18 protein-coding genes are annotated in these 14,753 nt (G+C 66.0%); 9 read left to right on the plus strand and 9 right to left on the minus strand.

Going from position 1 to position 14,753, the window contains the following annotated elements; genetic code table 11:
• Window positions 1-278: 278 nt before the first annotated feature.
• The 5 genes from FFS49_RS32205 to FFS49_RS32225 all read right to left on the minus strand — a co-directional run bounded on the left by FFS49_RS32205 (window position 279) and on the right by FFS49_RS32225 (window position 4,380).
• Window positions 279-1,469, minus strand: coding sequence for a tetratricopeptide repeat protein (locus tag FFS49_RS32205; protein ID WP_039357995.1), 1,191 nt, complete (start codon window positions 1,467-1,469; stop codon window positions 279-281).
• A 16-nt stretch (window positions 1,470-1,485) separates the two neighbouring features.
• Window positions 1,486-1,917 (minus strand): biopolymer transporter ExbD, encoded by a 432-nt coding sequence (locus tag FFS49_RS32210; RefSeq protein ID WP_039357991.1) that lies wholly within the window; start codon window positions 1,915-1,917, stop codon window positions 1,486-1,488.
• Between the two features lie 323 nt (window positions 1,918-2,240).
• On the minus strand, window positions 2,241-2,663 hold the full coding sequence (locus FFS49_RS32215) for a biopolymer transporter ExbD (RefSeq protein WP_021160935.1): 423 nt from the start codon (window positions 2,661-2,663) through the stop codon (window positions 2,241-2,243).
• 20 nt (window positions 2,664-2,683) lie between these two features.
• Window positions 2,684-3,595 (minus strand): MotA/TolQ/ExbB proton channel family protein, encoded by a 912-nt coding sequence (locus FFS49_RS32220; RefSeq protein ID WP_105816621.1) that lies wholly within the window; start codon window positions 3,593-3,595, stop codon window positions 2,684-2,686.
• Between the two features lie 86 nt (window positions 3,596-3,681).
• Complete coding sequence (locus FFS49_RS32225) at window positions 3,682-4,380, minus strand: energy transducer TonB (RefSeq protein WP_039357984.1); 699 nt, start codon at window positions 4,378-4,380, stop codon at window positions 3,682-3,684.
• On the opposite strand from FFS49_RS32225, the gene FFS49_RS32230 reads away from it, so the two are divergent.
• Window positions 4,379-4,741, plus strand: coding sequence for a hypothetical protein (locus FFS49_RS32230; RefSeq protein WP_137909935.1), 363 nt, complete (start codon window positions 4,379-4,381; stop codon window positions 4,739-4,741). The two genes, FFS49_RS32225 and FFS49_RS32230, sit on opposite strands and share 2 nt — an antisense overlap.
• 465 nt (window positions 4,742-5,206) lie before the next feature.
• On the opposite strand, the gene FFS49_RS32235 is transcribed toward FFS49_RS32230, so the two are convergent.
• Both FFS49_RS32235 and FFS49_RS32240 read right to left on the minus strand, forming a co-directional pair.
• A complete protein-coding gene (locus FFS49_RS32235; protein ID WP_046545780.1) occupies window positions 5,207-5,692 on the minus strand; it encodes a YbaK/EbsC family protein in 486 nt (161 codons plus the stop codon).
• Window positions 5,693-5,816: 124 nt separating this feature from the next.
• On the minus strand, window positions 5,817-6,794 hold the full coding sequence (locus tag FFS49_RS32240; protein WP_105816622.1) for a cysteine synthase A: 978 nt from the start codon (window positions 6,792-6,794) through the stop codon (window positions 5,817-5,819).
• A gap of 145 nt (window positions 6,795-6,939) precedes the next feature.
• On the opposite strand from FFS49_RS32240, the gene FFS49_RS32245 reads away from it, so the two are divergent.
• Complete coding sequence (locus FFS49_RS32245) at window positions 6,940-7,428, plus strand: adenosine-specific kinase (RefSeq protein ID WP_105816623.1); 489 nt, start codon at window positions 6,940-6,942, stop codon at window positions 7,426-7,428.
• Window positions 7,429-7,652: 224 nt separating this feature from the next.
• Window positions 7,653-7,946 (plus strand): YciI-like protein, encoded by a 294-nt coding sequence (locus FFS49_RS32250; RefSeq protein WP_039357977.1) that lies wholly within the window; start codon window positions 7,653-7,655, stop codon window positions 7,944-7,946.
• Window positions 7,947-7,953: 7 nt separating this feature from the next.
• Here FFS49_RS32250 and corA read toward each other — a convergent pair whose 3' ends face one another.
• Window positions 7,954-8,931, minus strand: a complete 978-nt coding sequence (corA, locus tag FFS49_RS32255) for a magnesium/cobalt transporter CorA (RefSeq protein WP_039358023.1) — start codon at window positions 8,929-8,931, stop codon at window positions 7,954-7,956.
• 176 nt (window positions 8,932-9,107) lie between these two features.
• Between corA and cydX the strand changes: the two genes are divergently transcribed.
• Together cydX and FFS49_RS32265 are read left to right on the plus strand one after the other, a co-directional pair.
• Window positions 9,108-9,254: a cytochrome bd-I oxidase subunit CydX gene (gene cydX / locus FFS49_RS32260; RefSeq protein WP_039357973.1), complete on the plus strand. Its 147-nt coding sequence runs from the start codon at window positions 9,108-9,110 to the stop codon at window positions 9,252-9,254.
• Entirely contained in the window at window positions 9,251-9,868 is a 618-nt protein-coding gene (locus tag FFS49_RS32265) for an ATP-binding protein (RefSeq protein ID WP_039357963.1), read from the plus strand. Before cydX ends, FFS49_RS32265 begins: the two co-directional genes overlap by 4 nt.
• 118 nt (window positions 9,869-9,986) lie before the next feature.
• Here the strand turns inward: FFS49_RS32265 and FFS49_RS32270 are convergent, their stop codons facing one another.
• Window positions 9,987-11,087, minus strand: a complete 1,101-nt coding sequence (locus tag FFS49_RS32270; protein ID WP_039357959.1) for a saccharopine dehydrogenase C-terminal domain-containing protein — start codon at window positions 11,085-11,087, stop codon at window positions 9,987-9,989.
• 248 nt (window positions 11,088-11,335) lie between these two features.
• On the opposite strand from FFS49_RS32270, the gene FFS49_RS32275 reads away from it, so the two are divergent.
• The 4 genes from FFS49_RS32275 to FFS49_RS32290 all read left to right on the plus strand — a co-directional run bounded on the left by FFS49_RS32275 (window position 11,336) and on the right by FFS49_RS32290 (window position 14,752).
• Entirely contained in the window at window positions 11,336-12,118 is a 783-nt protein-coding gene (locus FFS49_RS32275) for a hypothetical protein (protein WP_105816624.1), read from the plus strand.
• A gap of 47 nt (window positions 12,119-12,165) precedes the next feature.
• Window positions 12,166-12,606, plus strand: a complete 441-nt coding sequence (locus FFS49_RS32280) for a hypothetical protein (protein WP_039357954.1) — start codon at window positions 12,166-12,168, stop codon at window positions 12,604-12,606.
• A gap of 80 nt (window positions 12,607-12,686) precedes the next feature.
• On the plus strand, window positions 12,687-13,352 hold the full coding sequence (locus FFS49_RS32285; RefSeq protein ID WP_039357951.1) for a response regulator transcription factor: 666 nt from the start codon (window positions 12,687-12,689) through the stop codon (window positions 13,350-13,352).
• A complete protein-coding gene (locus FFS49_RS32290; protein WP_105816625.1) occupies window positions 13,328-14,752 on the plus strand; it encodes a HAMP domain-containing sensor histidine kinase in 1,425 nt (474 codons plus the stop codon). Before FFS49_RS32285 ends, FFS49_RS32290 begins: the two co-directional genes overlap by 25 nt.
• Window position 14,753: the final 1 nt, after the last annotated feature.

Genomic DNA, 14,753 nt, shown 5'->3' on the forward strand with positions numbered 1-14,753 from the left:
GAAATCGGTTTGATGTCGTCAAGCCTCGACCGATGCCGTGATGCAGCCGGCCCGGCGCGATCCCCCGCCGCACGCTGCCGCGACGTGCAAGCCACGCGCGGTGCGGCAGCGCACCGGCGTCGTGCGGCCTCGCAGCGCGTGCTCATTTCATTCGGTTTACTAATTAACAAGATTGCCCCTTTCCATCGGCTTACCTGCTCGTCGTGCATCGGTGCGATCGCGGCGGCACACCGCTTTCCGGCCGCTGGCGTGGCGCGCGGCCGTGTCCTTCCGTTGCGTTACCGTGAGGCCACCACCGTCCAGAGCCGTGCCAGATCACCGGAACCGTCGGTGCCCTTGACCGTGCGCAGCACCTGGACCGCACGCGCCTTCTGGCCGGCCACGTAATACGCCTCGCCGAGCCGCAGCCGCGCCGCATCGGGATGCTCGAGCCCGCCCTTCGCGATCGCCTGCTCCATCATCGACAGCCCCTGCTGCGCATGGCCCTCGAAGACGAGGTTCATGCCCGCGTCGATCGGCGCGGCCGGCGTCGTGGCGTCTGCGCCCGATTGCGCGCGCTTCGCCGCGAGCGTCTGCAGCCGCTTCTCGCGATCCGCCTGCGCGTCCTTGCCGAGTACGCCGGACGCGAACCCCTGGTCGATCACCTGCTTGCCTTCGGCGGCCGAGCCCGCGACCAGCGCGAGCTGCGTCATTTCCATGTATGCGCCGGCGGTCGAGAGCGAGCCCGTCGCCCGTCGCAACCGGTAGATGTCGAGGTCGAGCGACGGTAGATACCCGGGGTTGCCGCGAATGGCCGTGACCATTTCGTCCCAGTACGCGGGGCTCGGGTGATACGCCACCAGCAGTCCGAGCGCACTGCGATATGCGTTGCCGTCCTTCACTTTCTGCGCGCAGCTCGCCAGCATCTGCAACTGCCCTTCATCCGGTGCGTGTCCGCCATTCGCCTGCGCGTCGGTGCTCGCTTTCAACTGGCTCACGAGCGGTGCGCAATCGTTCGACAGGTAGTAAGACTGCGTGAGCAGCGTGCGCATTTCCGGATCCGAGCCACCCGCCTTCAGGTAGCGCTGTGCGACGCGGATCGCCAGCGGGTAGTTCTTCTGCTGGAAGTAGATGCCGGCCAGCGCCGCCGTGGTCCGCTGCTCGTCTTCGCCCGACAGCCGGCCGGAGTTCAGCACGCTCTCGTAGGCTTGTGCGGCCGTGCCCGAGTCGCCGGCTGCCATCGCTGCCGCGCCGCGCATTTCTTCCACCACGGTGGTTTCGTACGGCGTCCGGTTCGGCACGGCGGCCGCCTGGGCGATCTTGCCCAGCGCGTCGCGATACTTGTGCGCCCGGTACAGCTCCTGCGCGGCCGCCAACGGTTTCGCCACGTCCGGCCGCAGCGCGTCCGCCGGCAGCGCCGGGCGGCCGAGCAGGGCCGCCGCGCCGAGCGCCGCCACCGCCATCATCCGTTTCAGTCGTCGCGGGTTCATCGGCTCGTCCGTGTCGTCATTGCATGAACTGTTCGTTACCGATCAGGCCGATCTTGGTCGCGCCCACGCGTTGCGCGGAGGCGAGCACCGCGGCCACGTCCTTGTACGGCACCAGCTTGTTGGGGCGCAGATGGATCTCCGCCTGCACGGGCTCCGCTGCCACCTGGGTCAGTTTCGACTCGAGCGTCGCGCGGTCCGGCACCGGCGCGCCGTTCCATGTCGTCGTACCGTCGAAGTCGATGTCGATCTGCACGATTTCCGGCGGCGCGGCCGGCGGCGGCGGATTCCCCACCGGCAGGTCCATCTTCACCGAATGCATCTGAATCGGGATCGTGATGATCAGCATGATCAGCAACACCAGCATCACGTCGATCAGCGGCGTGGTGTTGATATCGACCATCACTTCCGGTTCGGCATTGCTCCCGCCCGAAGGCACATTCATTCCCATCGTCGACTCCTGTCGATCCACGTTAGCGCTTTAGCGCTTACGTGGATCCCATGCTTTGCGGTCGATCCACGTTAGCGCTTTAGCGCTTACGTGGGTCCCATGCTTCGCGGTCGATCCACGTTAGCGCTTTAGCGCTTACGTGGATCCCATGCTTTGCGGTCGATCCACGTCAGCCCTTCAGCGCTTACGTGGGTCCCATGCTTCGCGCTCAACCCACGTCACCCCTTCAGCGCGTACGTGGATCCCATGCCTCGCGCTCGACCGGCGTCAGCGCTCCACCACTTGCCGCCAGCCCCCTATCCCGCCACGATTGCGCGGCGCGACTATCCCCCGCGCGCCGGCGGCTCCGTAATGAACGACAGCTTCGCGATCCCCGCGCGCTCGCACATCGTGACCACCCGACCGATGAACTCGTAGCGCGTGTTCTGATCGCCCCGCACGTGGACGCTCGGCTGCGGCTGCTGCTGCGACACGTCCTTGAGTTTCGCGAGCAGCGTCTGTGCGTCCACCAGTTGCTCGCCCCAGAAGAAATCGCCGTCGCGGTTCACCGCGATCTCGATGCTCTTCGGCGTCGTCTGCAGCGGCTGCACCGTCTCCTTCGGCAACTGAAGCTGGATCGTGTGCGTCACGACCGGAATCGTGATCAGGAAGATGATCAGCAACACCAGCATCACGTCGACGAGCGGCGTCGTGTTGATGTTGGCGATCACCTCGTCGCTATCGTCCTGCCCGACGTTCATGGCCATCGCGCGTCTCCGTCAGCCGATCAGTTCGCAAGCGACGCAGTTGCCGGCGACGACGCGCGCACCGGGCGCCGGTTGCCGGCCAGCAGCACCGTGTGCAGTTGCGCACCGAAGTTGCGCACCCGCTCCATCACCGACTTGTTGCGGCGAACCAGGAAGTTGTAGCCGAGCACCGCCGGCACCGCGACGGCGAGGCCGATTGCGGTCATGATGAGCGCCTCGCCCACCGGGCCGGCGACCTTGTCGATCGATGCCTGGCCGGCGATGCCGATGGCCGTCAGCGCGTGATAGATCCCCCAGACCGTGCCGAACAGCCCGACGAACGGCGCGGTGGAGCCCACCGTGGCGAGGAAGGCGAGCCCGTCCTGCATCCGGTTCGACACGTTCGTGATCGAGCGCTCGACCGACACGTCGATCCACGTATTGCGATCCACGGCTTCCAGCAGCGCCTCGTCATGATGCTCGCCGGCCTCGATCGCCGTTTCGGCGATGAAGCGGAACGGCGATGCCTCGTCGAGCAGCTTGGCGCCCTCGGCCAGCGACGGCGCGGACCAGAGCTGCGCGTCCGCCAGCTTCGCGCGGCGATTGGCGCGCAACTGCTCCACGAACTTCGTGATCATGATGTACCAGCTTCCCATCGACATGATCACGAGCAGGATCAGCACGAAACGGGCGACGAAATCGCCGTTCTTCCAAAGCGCGCCGAGCCCGTACGGATTCTCGACCGCTTCCGTCGTGGCCGGCGCGGGCGGCGGAGCCGGCTCGGCGGCGGCCGGAACCTGCGCCGGCGCAGCCGACGGCGCCGCGGCCTGTGCCGACGTGCCGGCCGCGCCGCTTGCCTGCGCGTGGGCGAGCTGCGGTGCAACGAACCCGTCGATTGCGGCGACGGACATCAGGATGCTTGCCGCCAGCGCGGCCAGTGAACGCTTCGTCATACCCCACTCCAGTTAATTCGATGAACTTAATATGCCAGTTCGAGATGGTTTTCTCCGGCCCGGATCACACCGGGCCGCCCACTGCATCAATTCAGATTGAACGAGAACGGTACCTGGACCCGTACCGGCTGGCCCTGCGCGACGCACTTGAATCGCTTCACGGTGTTGAAGGCAGCGCGATCGAGGATCGGATCGGCCGACTGCGCCACGCGCTCGTTCGTGATGTTCCCTTCCGCGTCCACGACGAATTCGATGGTCACGTCACCCGTGATGTTGTTTTCCTGCGCTTCCTTCGGGTACTGGATCGACGCGCGAAGCGTGTCCGAATTCGGGCAAACCACCCCCACGTCATGGCTGACCGGCTTGGCCGGCGCCGGAGGCGCCACGACCGGCGCCTGCACGGCCGGCGCGGACGGGACCGGGGCCGCCTGGTGCGTTATCGTCGCCTGCGGCGGCGCCTGCACCGGCACTTCCGGCGGCGGGACGAACGGCGGCGGCGGCGGCGCGAATTTCGGCGGCGGGAGCTTGACGACGGGCATCGGCGGCGGCGGCGGTGGCTTGACCGGCTCGATGATGCGGGTTTCGATCGGGTGCTGGATCACCTGCACGACTTTCGTCGCAAGGCCGTTGAGCAGCGCGTAGATCAGCACGGCATGCAGCACCAGGACGATTCCGATGCCGCCGAACCGGCGTACCGGGTTCTGTTGCTTCTTGCCGAACTCTCGCGGACGGCCCAGCGTAGCCAGTCCGCTGTTCGACGTAGCCAGACGTTCTTCGACTTTCATGCCCACCATCCATCCCCCAAGCGATTCGCCCAGTATCGGATTGCTGCCGGCGGCGAAGCCAGGTCGGCATCACCACCACATCAACCCGAACATTTCATTTCAAATTCAATTAGCAATCCAAATTGAAAGAATTCAATTCGAATGCAAATTCATTCTTTTTCAAGGAATCGTTCCGGCCGGCGCGGCCCGGTTATGCACCGAAAAAAACGCGCCAGCACGTTCAGGCAATTGTCAGCCGAGCGGGCGGCACCTTACATTTCGTATGACGACCCACCGTTCGTTACACGGTGATGTCAGCGGCGCCGTTCACTTGGGTGCAGAAGATAGCAAGGAAAAAATTTTGACGTCAAACTTTATTTGATACCCGAATACAAAGTTTGGAGGGTTTACTCAAATAATATTCCGGTAAGCAGAAATCAGCCTTTTATTATAAAAACGGTAATTGAATTGTATGGGTATATGCAAAACCGGATATTAATCTGCTTCATCATAAATATCGGCATATTTCCCGCGACGCACCAAAATGGCCCGCTCCCGATGCGACTGGCAGGATGCACGTCTCCCCTCATCGGCGCCCCCATCGGTCGCCAGATGTGCTGATCAACTGCCTCGAGCTGGTCGACACAGCTTCTTCTGAACGTCCGAAACACTCCGGATATCCAGAAAAAGTTAGTCAGCAATGCGATACAAATTTCATGATGGACCTGGCATCCTACAACTCACGGAAAATAATTTCGCATACCGAATTAACTATCGCGCGACCATTTACCGCCTCTCCACGTGACCCGTCAGGCACGCACCGATCAGCGCCCACACACCGCGCGCATCAGGAGTGCATGCCCTGCATCTTGTGCGAGAAATGCGCGCGCTCGGCCGTCTCCATCAGCGTCAGGAATTCATCCTGCATCATGTGGATCAGCGCTTCGTGATCGCCGGCCTCGAAATACACTTCCGGCTGCTGCGCGAGACGTTCCTCGAGAAACGTCTTCATGCCGTACGCCATGCACACCGGCGGCAACGCGCCCATGTCGCAATCCTTGAACAGCTCGCGCAGCTCGACCTCCCGGGCGAGCACGAGATGGCGTCCCGTCTTCACCCAGAGATCCGACAGGCGCACGGCGTGCGTGGTCGGCAATACGGCGGCGACGTAGCCTTCGTCGTCTTCGAGGAGCACGGTTTTCGCGAGGCGATCGCCGGGAATATGCGCGGCGGCGGCCGTCTCCATGCTCGTATGGCTATAGGGGTGGTACACCACTTCGTACCGCGATGACTTCTGACGCAGGCAATCCTGCAGGGTGGCTGACACAGGCATGGCATACCTCGTCTGGACGAAACGGGCGAACGGCGTTCGCACCGGATTCGTTCAGCATAGGTCGCATTCCGGCGGATGGAAAACCTCGGCGCTGCCGCGCTTCGCACCGACTCGATACACGCGTTCAGTCCCCCGGATCCAGTCCCTTTTCGCGCAGCCATTCCCGATTGAACAGCCGCGTGCGATAGATGTCGCCACGGTCGCACAGCAAGGTCACGATCGTGTGCCCCGGGCCCATCCGGCGGGCCAGCCAGACCGCCGCCGCGACGTTGATGCCGCTCGATCCGCCGACGTACAGCCCCTCCTCGCGCAGCAGCCGGTAGACCATCGTCACGCACTGCTGATCGTCGATCCGCACGGCGTCGTCGATCGGCGTGCCCGCCAGGTTCATCGTGACGCGCGTCGATCCGATTCCTTCGGTGATCGAGCTGCCCTCCGCGCCGAGGTCGCCCGTTTTCACGTAACCGTAGAGCCCGCTGCCGTGCGGGTCGGCCAGCACGATCCGGACGTCCGGATTCTGCTCTTTCAGAAAACGGCTCACGCCCGCCAGCGTGCCGCCCGTCCCGGTCGCGCAAACGAACGCATCGATCGTGCCCGCCGTATCGCGCCAGATCTCGGGCCCGGTCGTCTCGTAGTGCGCCTGGCGATTGACGACGTTGTCGAACTGGTTGGCCCACACCGCGCCGTCGAGTTCGTCCGCGAGCCGCGCGGCAATCTTCTGATAGTTGTTCGGGTCACGGTAGGGTGCCGCCGGCACCGGGCGCACGTCGGCGCCGAGCGTGCGCAGGATCGCCAGCTTGTCCGGCGATTGCGTGTCGGGAATCACGATCACGCAGCGATAGCCGCGCGCCGCGCAGATATGCGCGAGACCAATGCCGGTGTTGCCCGCCGTGCCCTCGACCACGGTGCCGCCTGGCTTCAGCACGCCGCGCCGCTCGGCGTCGCGGATGATGTAGAGTGCCGCGCGGTCCTTCACCGACCCGCCCGGATTCATGAATTCCGCCTTGCCGAGGATCTCGCAGCCCGTCTCGGCGCTGAGCTTCGTCAAGCGAATCAGCGGCGTGCGCCCCACGCAGTCGACGAAGCCTTGTCGCACGTCCATGTCTTCCTCCGTTGACATCGCGCAGCGCACGCGCCACACACTACGAAGGATAGGCCGCCCTCGCCGCTTTCGTCGCCGGCTGCCGCGTATTAAGCTTGAAGAGCCCATTGCGGCCCACGCGCCGCATCGCGAGACGAGGTCCGCCATGCTGCAACTGCAAACCGTTGCCGTCGACAAGCCCGAGACCGTGAACTTCATCCTCGGCCAGTCGCATTTCATCAAGTCCGTCGAGGACATCCACGAGGCGCTGGTCGGCACCGTGCCCGGCATCCGCTTCGGGCTCGCATTCTGCGAGGCGTCGGGCAAGCGACTGGTGCGCCACTCCGGCACCGATGCGGCGCTCGTCGACCTTGCCTGCCGCAACGCCAGCGCGATCGGCGCCGGTCACGCGTTCATCGTGTTCCTCGGCGACGGCTTCTTTCCGGTCAACGTACTCAATGCGATCAAGGCCGTGCCGGAGGTCTGCCGGATCTATTGCGCGACCGCGAACCCGACCGAGGTGATCGTCGCGGAAACCGCGCAAGGACGCGGGATCGTCGGCGTCGTCGACGGCTTCGGGCCGCTCGGCGTCGAAAATGACGACGACATCCGCTGGCGCAAGGACCTGCTGCGCACGATCGGCTACAAGGCGTAGGGACGCCCCCCGCCGGGTCACCTGTAGACCGGGCTGCATCGAAGGCGCGTCGCGGCCGGGATTCCAGGGCGGACGACACTCAGACCGTTAGTTGCGTTTATGGCCACAGAAGCGCGCCGCCCTCCGCGTCGTGCCGCCGCCGTGCGCGTGCCCTATACTGCCCGCAGCACACTGACCGACGGCGCGCTGACGCACCGGCCGCCGCGATTCTTCCCGGAGCCGCCATGCATTACCAGTTGACCTACGAACTCGTCGACGATTACCTGTCCCGTCGCGAACCGTTCCGCGCCCAGCACCTCGCGCTTGCGCAGGCGGCGACCGAGCGCGGCGAACTCGTGCTCGCCGGCGCGCTGTCGGACCCGGCCGACCAGGCCGTGCTCGTCTTCGAAGGGGATTCGCCGGAGGCGGCCGAGTCGTTCGCGCGCGCCGATCCGTACGTGCAGAACGGCCTCGTGAAATCGTGGCGCGTGCGTCCGTGGCGCGTCGTGGTCGGCAAGCACGCGCCGCCCCGCGCGTGAAGCGGGACTACAGCCACCCTGCCCGCTTGAAGCGCCACCACAACCCGAAGTCGGCGGCGACCATCACGGCGATGCAGCCGTAGAAGCCGTATTTCAGGTGCAGTTCGGGCATGTTCGCGAAGTTCATCCCGTAGATGCCGGCGATCATCGTCGGGATCGCGAACAGCGCGGCGAACGAGCCGAGCCGCTTCGTCACCTCGTTCTCCGCCAGCGAGATCATCCCGAGGTTGACCTGGATCGCCGTGACCACCATCTCGCGCCGCCCTTCGATCGTCTTCACGATCCGCTGCAGATGGTCGTACACGTCGCGAAAGTACGGCTCCATGCCGCTGCAGACTTGCGGAATGCGCCCGCCGGTGAGCTTCGCGAGCGGCTCGAGCAGCGGCGCCGTGTGCTGGTACAGCATCACGAGCCGGCGCTTCAGCGAATAGAGATCCTCGATGATCGCGCGCGACGAGGCGGGCGTGGCCTTCGCGAAGATGCGGTCCTCGAGCTCCTCGAGTTCGGCGCCGAGCGTTTCGAGGATCGGGAAATAGCGGTCGACGACCTGGTCCATCAGCGCGTAGAACACGAATGCCGAACCTTCCCGGAGCAGATGCGGCTCACGCTCGCAGCGCTTGCGCACGTCGCGAAAATCGTGCTCGGTATGGTTGCGGATCGACAGCACGTAGTTCGGGCCGACGAACACGTTGAGCTCGCCGACATTGAATTCATCGTCGTCGTCCAGCTCGACCGTATGCAGCACCGCGAACAGCGAATCGCCGTACTCCTCGATCTTCGGCCGTTGATGCCCCTTGCGGGCATCCTCGAGCGCCAGTTCGTGCAACCCGAATTCCTCGCCCATCAGGTCGAGTTCGTCGGGTGTCGGATCCTTCAGCGCGACCCACACGAAGCACTCGGGCTTCGACACGTAGTCGCTGATGGCGTCGATATCGATGTCGGCCAGCTTGCGGCCGTCCTGGTATGCAGCACAGTTGATCAGCATGTTGTCGTGACGTTGCGGTTTGCGCATCAGTTTACCGGTTTGCTGCGCGGGCGGCCCGGCTTGCGCGGCACGACGATATTGGTCATGATCGGGCTGCGTGCGCCGCAGCATGCGCACCCGGCACTTCGGCCCCCCGGCCGCACGGCGTGCGGCCCAACCGTCAAGGAGACAGACCCATGTGGTATTTCTCGTGGATACTCGGCATCGGCGTGGCGCTCGGCTTCGGCATCATCAATGCGATGTGGCTGGAAGCGGAAGTCTTCTCGCGCGGCGACAAGCGCAACGGCGCGTCGAGCCCGCGCTCGGGAGGCAACGCTTCGTGACGCATCTGGTGTTCTTCTGCGGTCACGCCGGCACCGGCAAGACCACGCTCGCGAAGCGGCTCATCGGGCCGCTGATGCGCGCGACCGGCGAGGCCTTCTGCCTGCTCGACAAGGACACGCTGTACGGCCGCTACAGCTCGGCCGCGATGGGTGCGCTCACCGAGGATCCGAACGACCGCGACAGCCCGCTCTACCTGAAGCACCTGCGCGATCCCGAATACCAGGGCCTGCTCGACACGGCCCGCGAAAATCTCGCGCTCGGCATCGGCGCACTCGTGGTCGGCCCGCTGTCGCGCGAAGTGCGCGATCGCCGCATTCTCGACCGTGCATGGCTCGGCATCGCGCCCGACGTCACGCTGACGGTGGTCTGGGTCTACACGTCGGAAGACGTCGCGCACCAGCGGATCGTCGCGCGCGGCAACCCGAACGATGCGTACAAGCTCGCGCACTGGGACGAATACCGGCAGCGCCGCTTCGTGCCCACCGGCCACGAATGCGACGGCATCGTGATGTTCGACAATACCGCGCCATCCGATGCCGACGTCGATGCACTGCTGTACCGCATCGCGCCGCCCCCGGCGGCGGCCGCGATCGTCCCGCCGCTGCCGGCCTGACCGGCCGCTCTTTTTGGCCTGGCCGGCCGCTCTGTTTCGTCACCCGCAAAAAACAACGCCGGAAGCGCTGCTGCGCTCCCGGCGTCGTACGGCCCTCGTGCCTGAGGCTGGCGGGTGATCAGGCCACTTCGTGCACGCGCTCCATCGTGCCGCCTTCGTACAGCTTGCCGAAGCGGTTCGACAGGAATGCCTTCAGCGACACCTTTTCCTGCGGGATGAAACCGCTCTGCGGCAGCTTCTTTTCGCGGAACAGATCCAGCACCGCGCACATCGCACCGGCCGTCGTGATCTGGATCGCGCTCATGTGCATCCCGCACACGTCCTTCGCGAAGATCTTGCGCGTGAACACGTCCTGCACCAGCTGGCCGTCCTTCACGCCCGTCACCGTGATGAACACGAGCACGACGTCCTGCTTCGTCGACGGCACCGCGCGGCGCATGATCGACTTCAGCGTGTCGCGGTCGGTCGACAGGCGCAGGTCTTCCAGCAGGAACTGCACGAGATCGCGGTGGCCCGGATAGCGCACCGACTTGTAGTCGAGCGTCTCGACCTTGCCCGACAGCGTCTCGCACAGCGTGCCCAGGCCGCCCGACGTGTTGAACGCTTCGTATTCGGTGCCGTCGAGCGAGAAGTGCTCGAGGCCTTCGAGCGGCTGCACCCACTGCTTGCGGCCGTCGCGGATCGCTTCGCACGGCTGGCAGTATTCGTTGATCAGGCCGTCGACGCTCCACGTCAGGTTGTACTTCAGCGCGTTGGTCGGATACTCGGGCAGCGCGCCGACGCGCATCTTCACGTCGCGCACTTCGCTGAAGCCGTTCACCAGTTCATGGGCGGCGAGACCGATGAAGCCCGGTGCGAGGCCGCACTGCGGCATGAACGCACGGTCGGAGCCTTCGGCCAGTTCGCGGATCGCGTGGGTTGCGCGCACGTCTTCGGTCAGGTCGAAGTAGTGGACGCCGGCAGCCTTCGCGGCGGCGGCAACGTTGACCGCGAGGTAGTAAGGCAGCGCGTTGACGAGCGCATCGAAGCCCTTCACTGCTTCGCGAATCGCGTTCGCGTCGGCCGAATCGACCCGCTGCGTCGCGATGCCTTCGCGCGACAGCTTCGCAAGCGCATCCGCATCGCGGTCGAACGCGACGACTTCGTAGTCGCCCGTTTCACGCAGCATGTGAGCAATGGTGTGGCCGATCAGACCTGCGCCGACGATGGCGATTTTCATGCGCTTATCTCCTGATGATGGGTTGGTGTTGTGAACGGCGTTGAGCCATGAACACAGTGTAGGGACGCGCAAAATCAGTTCCAAGACGAAGAATGATGCGAAACGACCGATACTTTCGACGTTTCGACCACGTATTTCGTCGAAACGTCGAAATGACGCTTTTTGCGCGCTGCCGGCCTCGCTATGGCTGGCCTAAGTCTTCCGTTTCAGACTGCATGCCGACCACCCGATTTCCAAGGAGGCATCGCATGCAATCCCTGCCTGTCCATCGCACGCCGCACTGGCTGAACAAGGTGCCCGACGTCGCGCTGTCGTTCTGGATCATCAAGATCATGTCGACCACGGTCGGCGAAACCGGCGCCGACTTTCTCGCGGTCAACGCGGGCCTCGGCCAGACCGTCACCCGCATCGCGATGGCGTCGCTGCTCGCGATCGCGCTGTGGCTGCAGTTGCGCACGCGCCGCTACGTGCCGTGGATCTACTGGCTCACGGTGGTGCTGGTCAGCATCGTCGGCACGCAGATCACCGACCTGCTCACCGACGGCCTGAACGTCAGCCTCTATGCGAGCACCGCCGCGTTTGCCGTCGCGCTCGCCGCGATCTTCTTCGTGTGGCATCGCGTCGAAGGCACGCTGTCGATCGACACCATCGTCACGCCGCGGCGCGAGCTGTTCTACTGGGCCGCGATCCTCTGCACGTTCGCGCTGGGCACCGCCGCGGGCGATCTCGCGACCGAGGCGCTCGGGCTCGGCTTCACGCTCGGCGCGCTGTGCTTCGGCGGCTTGATCGCGGCCGTGTTCGTGATGTGGCGGCTGGGCGTCAACGCGGTGCTCGCGTTCTGGATCGCGTACATCCTGACGCGCCCGTTCGGCGCCTCGCTCGGCGACCTGCTCACGCAGGCCCGCACCTATGGCGGGCTCGGCTTCGGCGCCGCCTGGACGAGCCTGCTGTTCCTGACCGTGATCGTGCTGCTCGTCGCCGTCGCGCAATTCGGCAGCAGTCCGCGCACGCGCGCCGGTACCGCCGAATGACGCCCTTTCCTTTCCGCTTTTTCCGTTCATCGCATCGAGGACACGCCATGCGCATTCCCCATCCCGTTTCCCGCCTCGCCGTGGCCGCGGCCACGATTGCCCTGCTGGGCGCCGCCGCCGGCTGCTCGAAGCAGCAGGATGCAAGCGCAGCGACTCCGGTGGCCGCGTCGGCCGCCGCATCGCCTGCCGCGGCCCGCGCATCGAAGCTCGGCGACCTGTCGCAGTTCCGCACGATCGCGGTCGACGTGAACACGCTCGTCGCCAAGGGCGACCTGCCCGGCGCGAAAACGCGCATCAAGGATCTCGAGATCGCGTGGGACTCGGCCGAGGCCGGCCTCAAGCCGCGCGCGGCCGCCGACTGGCACACGGTCGACCAGGAGATCGACCGCGCGCTTTCCGCGCTGCGTGCCGACCATCCGACCCAGGCCGATTCGGCCGCCGCGATGAAGAGCCTGCTCGCGGCAATCGACCGGTTCAGCGGCAAATAAGGATCGCAGCGCGCGTGCCGCGTGACGCCCGTGCGGGAATCGCATACGCTGGCGGCGTTTGCACGGCACGGAGAACACGCATGCGAATACTGCTCGTCGAAGACGACCCGATGATCGGCGAGGCCGTCCACGCCGCGCTGAAGGACGCGTCGTACGCCACCGACTGGGTCACCGACGGCGTGCGCGCGTTGACCGCGTTCGCCGCGCAGCCCTACGACCTGGTCCTGCTCGATCTTGGCCTGCCCGGCCGCGACGGGCTCGACGTGCTGGCCGCCATCCGCGCGAAGGACGCCAGCGCACCGCTGCTGATCGTCACCGCCCGCGACGGGCTCGACGATCGCCTGGCCGGCCTCGACGGCGGCGCCGACGACTACATCGTGAAGCCGTTCGAGATGGCCGAGCTGCTCGCGCGGATTCGCGTCGCGATCCGGCGCCGGGCCGGTTCGGCCGCGCCGCTGCTGAGCAACGGAATCGTGTCGCTCGATCCGGCCACGCGCGAGGCCGCCGTCGACGGGCAAGCGCCGGTGCCGCTGTCGAATCGCGAATTCTCGCTGCTGCGCGCGTTGCTGGTGCGCCCGGGCGCGATCCTGTCGCGGCGCGAGCTCGAGGATCGCCTGTACGGCTGGGGCGAGGAAGTCGAAAGCAATGCAGTCGAATTCCTGATCCATTCGCTGCGCCGCAAGCTCGGCAGCACCGTGATCAAGAATGTCAGGGGTGCGGGATGGATGGTTTCAAGAAGCGCCTGAGCGAGTCGATCGGCTTGCGGCTGTCGGTCGCGCTGTCGGCCGCGATCCTGGCCGTCGCGACCGCGGCGGCCGCGTTCGCGTTTTCATCGGCATTCGATGAAGCGCACGAACTGCAGGACGACGTGCTGCGCGAGGTCGCGACACTGCTCGACCGCGAGCACGCGCCGTCGCTCCATGCCGACGGTACCGGGCACGCACGCGAAAGCGACGAACTGTCGCGCGTGTTCGTGCAGCCGCTCGGCGGCACACCGCAACCGGGCAGCGACGGCGCACCGCGGCTCGCGCTGGCGCCGTCGCTCGCCGACGGGCTGCATACGGTCGATGCCGGCGGCAGCACGTATCGCGTGATGGTCCGCACCTTCGCGAACGGCGAGCGCATCGCGGTCGCTCAAGAAGCCGGCATGCGCGACGACGTCGCACGCGAAAGCGCGTGGCGCACCGCGCTGCCGCTGCTGCTCCTCGTCCCGATCCTGCTGTTGCTCGTCGCCGATCTCGTGCGCAAGCTGTTTCGCCCGGTCGCCGTGCTGTCCGCCGGCATCGATGCGCGCGACGAGCACGACCTGCGCCCGGTGCCGGCCGAGCACGTGCCGGTCGAAGTGCGGCCGTTCGTCGTCGCGATCAACCGGATGCTCGGGCGCGTCGCGCAGTCGGTCGCCGCGCAGCGCCGCTTCGTCGCCGACGCCGCGCACGAACTGCGCTCGCCGCTCACGGCGATGTCGCTGCAGGCCGAGCGCCTCGCCGAGGCCGACCTGCCGGACGATGCGCGCGCACGGCTCGCCGCGCTGCGCGGCGGGCTCGACCGCAGCCGCCATCTGATCGGTCAACTGCTCGCGCTCGCGCGAGCGCAAAACGCGCCGGCCGCGCCGCCCAGCGACGTGTCGGTGCATGCGATCTATCGGCGCGTGCTGGAAGACCTGATGCCGCTCGCCGACGCGAAGACCATCGACATCGGCATCGAAGACGGCCCGGACACGCACGTGCCCGTCGACGAACTCGAACTCGTGTCGCTCGTGATGAACCTGGTCGACAACGCGATCCGCTACACGCCGCCGGGCGGACGCGTGGACCTGTCGACGCAATGCACGGACACGCACGTATGCGTGACGATCGCCGACACCGGGCCGGGCATCGCGCCGCACGAACGCGAACGCGTGTTCGACCCGTTCTACCGCGTGCCCGGCAACGCGCAGATCGGCTCCGGGCTCGGCTTGTCGATCGTGAAGATCGTCGCGGACCGGATGGGTGCCGACATTGCGCTCGCGTATGCGGATGAAGCGCAATCTCGCGGGTTGCGCATCTCGGTGCGGATTCCGCTCGCGCGGCCGCCCGGCGCGGTGCAGCCCGACAGCCGGGCCGATACCCCGGCGCAACACTCACGGCGCGACGCAGGCCGCGCCTGAG

The sequence above is a fragment of the Burkholderia sp. 4NA327C6 genome (assembly GCF_005502655.1).
Lineage (GTDB): Bacteria > Pseudomonadota > Gammaproteobacteria > Burkholderiales > Burkholderiaceae > Burkholderia > Burkholderia contaminans.

Excerpts from the sequence above, each read along its gene's own strand:
- FFS49_RS32240 (WP_105816622.1), bottom strand. The coding sequence starts at position 6,794 with ATGGACGTGCGACAAGGCTTCGTCGACTGCGTGGGGCGCACGCCGCTG.
- FFS49_RS32270 (WP_039357959.1), bottom strand. The coding sequence starts at position 11,087 with ATGAAAATCGCCATCGTCGGCGCAGGTCTGATCGGCCACACCATTGCT.
- FFS49_RS32235 (WP_046545780.1), bottom strand. The coding sequence starts at position 5,692 with ATGCCTGTGTCAGCCACCCTGCAGGATTGCCTGCGTCAGAAGTCATCG.
- FFS49_RS32205 (WP_039357995.1), bottom strand. The coding sequence starts at position 1,469 with ATGAACCCGCGACGACTGAAACGGATGATGGCGGTGGCGGCGCTCGGC.
- cydX (WP_039357973.1), top strand. The coding sequence starts at position 9,108 with ATGTGGTATTTCTCGTGGATACTCGGCATCGGCGTGGCGCTCGGCTTC.
- FFS49_RS32285 (WP_039357951.1), top strand. The coding sequence starts at position 12,687 with ATGCGAATACTGCTCGTCGAAGACGACCCGATGATCGGCGAGGCCGTC.
- FFS49_RS32250 (WP_039357977.1), top strand. The coding sequence starts at position 7,653 with ATGCATTACCAGTTGACCTACGAACTCGTCGACGATTACCTGTCCCGT.
- corA (WP_039358023.1), bottom strand. The coding sequence starts at position 8,931 with ATGCTGATCAACTGTGCTGCATACCAGGACGGCCGCAAGCTGGCCGAC.
- FFS49_RS32275 (WP_105816624.1), top strand. The coding sequence starts at position 11,336 with ATGCAATCCCTGCCTGTCCATCGCACGCCGCACTGGCTGAACAAGGTG.
- FFS49_RS32225 (WP_039357984.1), bottom strand. The coding sequence starts at position 4,380 with ATGAAAGTCGAAGAACGTCTGGCTACGTCGAACAGCGGACTGGCTACG.
- FFS49_RS32290 (WP_105816625.1), top strand. The coding sequence starts at position 13,328 with ATGGATGGTTTCAAGAAGCGCCTGAGCGAGTCGATCGGCTTGCGGCTG.
- FFS49_RS32245 (WP_105816623.1), top strand. The coding sequence starts at position 6,940 with ATGCTGCAACTGCAAACCGTTGCCGTCGACAAGCCCGAGACCGTGAAC.
- FFS49_RS32215 (WP_021160935.1), bottom strand. The coding sequence starts at position 2,663 with ATGGCCATGAACGTCGGGCAGGACGATAGCGACGAGGTGATCGCCAAC.
- FFS49_RS32220 (WP_105816621.1), bottom strand. The coding sequence starts at position 3,595 with ATGACGAAGCGTTCACTGGCCGCGCTGGCGGCAAGCATCCTGATGTCC.
- FFS49_RS32230 (WP_137909935.1), top strand. The coding sequence starts at position 4,379 with ATGCCCACCATCCATCCCCCAAGCGATTCGCCCAGTATCGGATTGCTG.
- FFS49_RS32280 (WP_039357954.1), top strand. The coding sequence starts at position 12,166 with ATGCGCATTCCCCATCCCGTTTCCCGCCTCGCCGTGGCCGCGGCCACG.
- FFS49_RS32210 (WP_039357991.1), bottom strand. The coding sequence starts at position 1,917 with ATGGGAATGAATGTGCCTTCGGGCGGGAGCAATGCCGAACCGGAAGTG.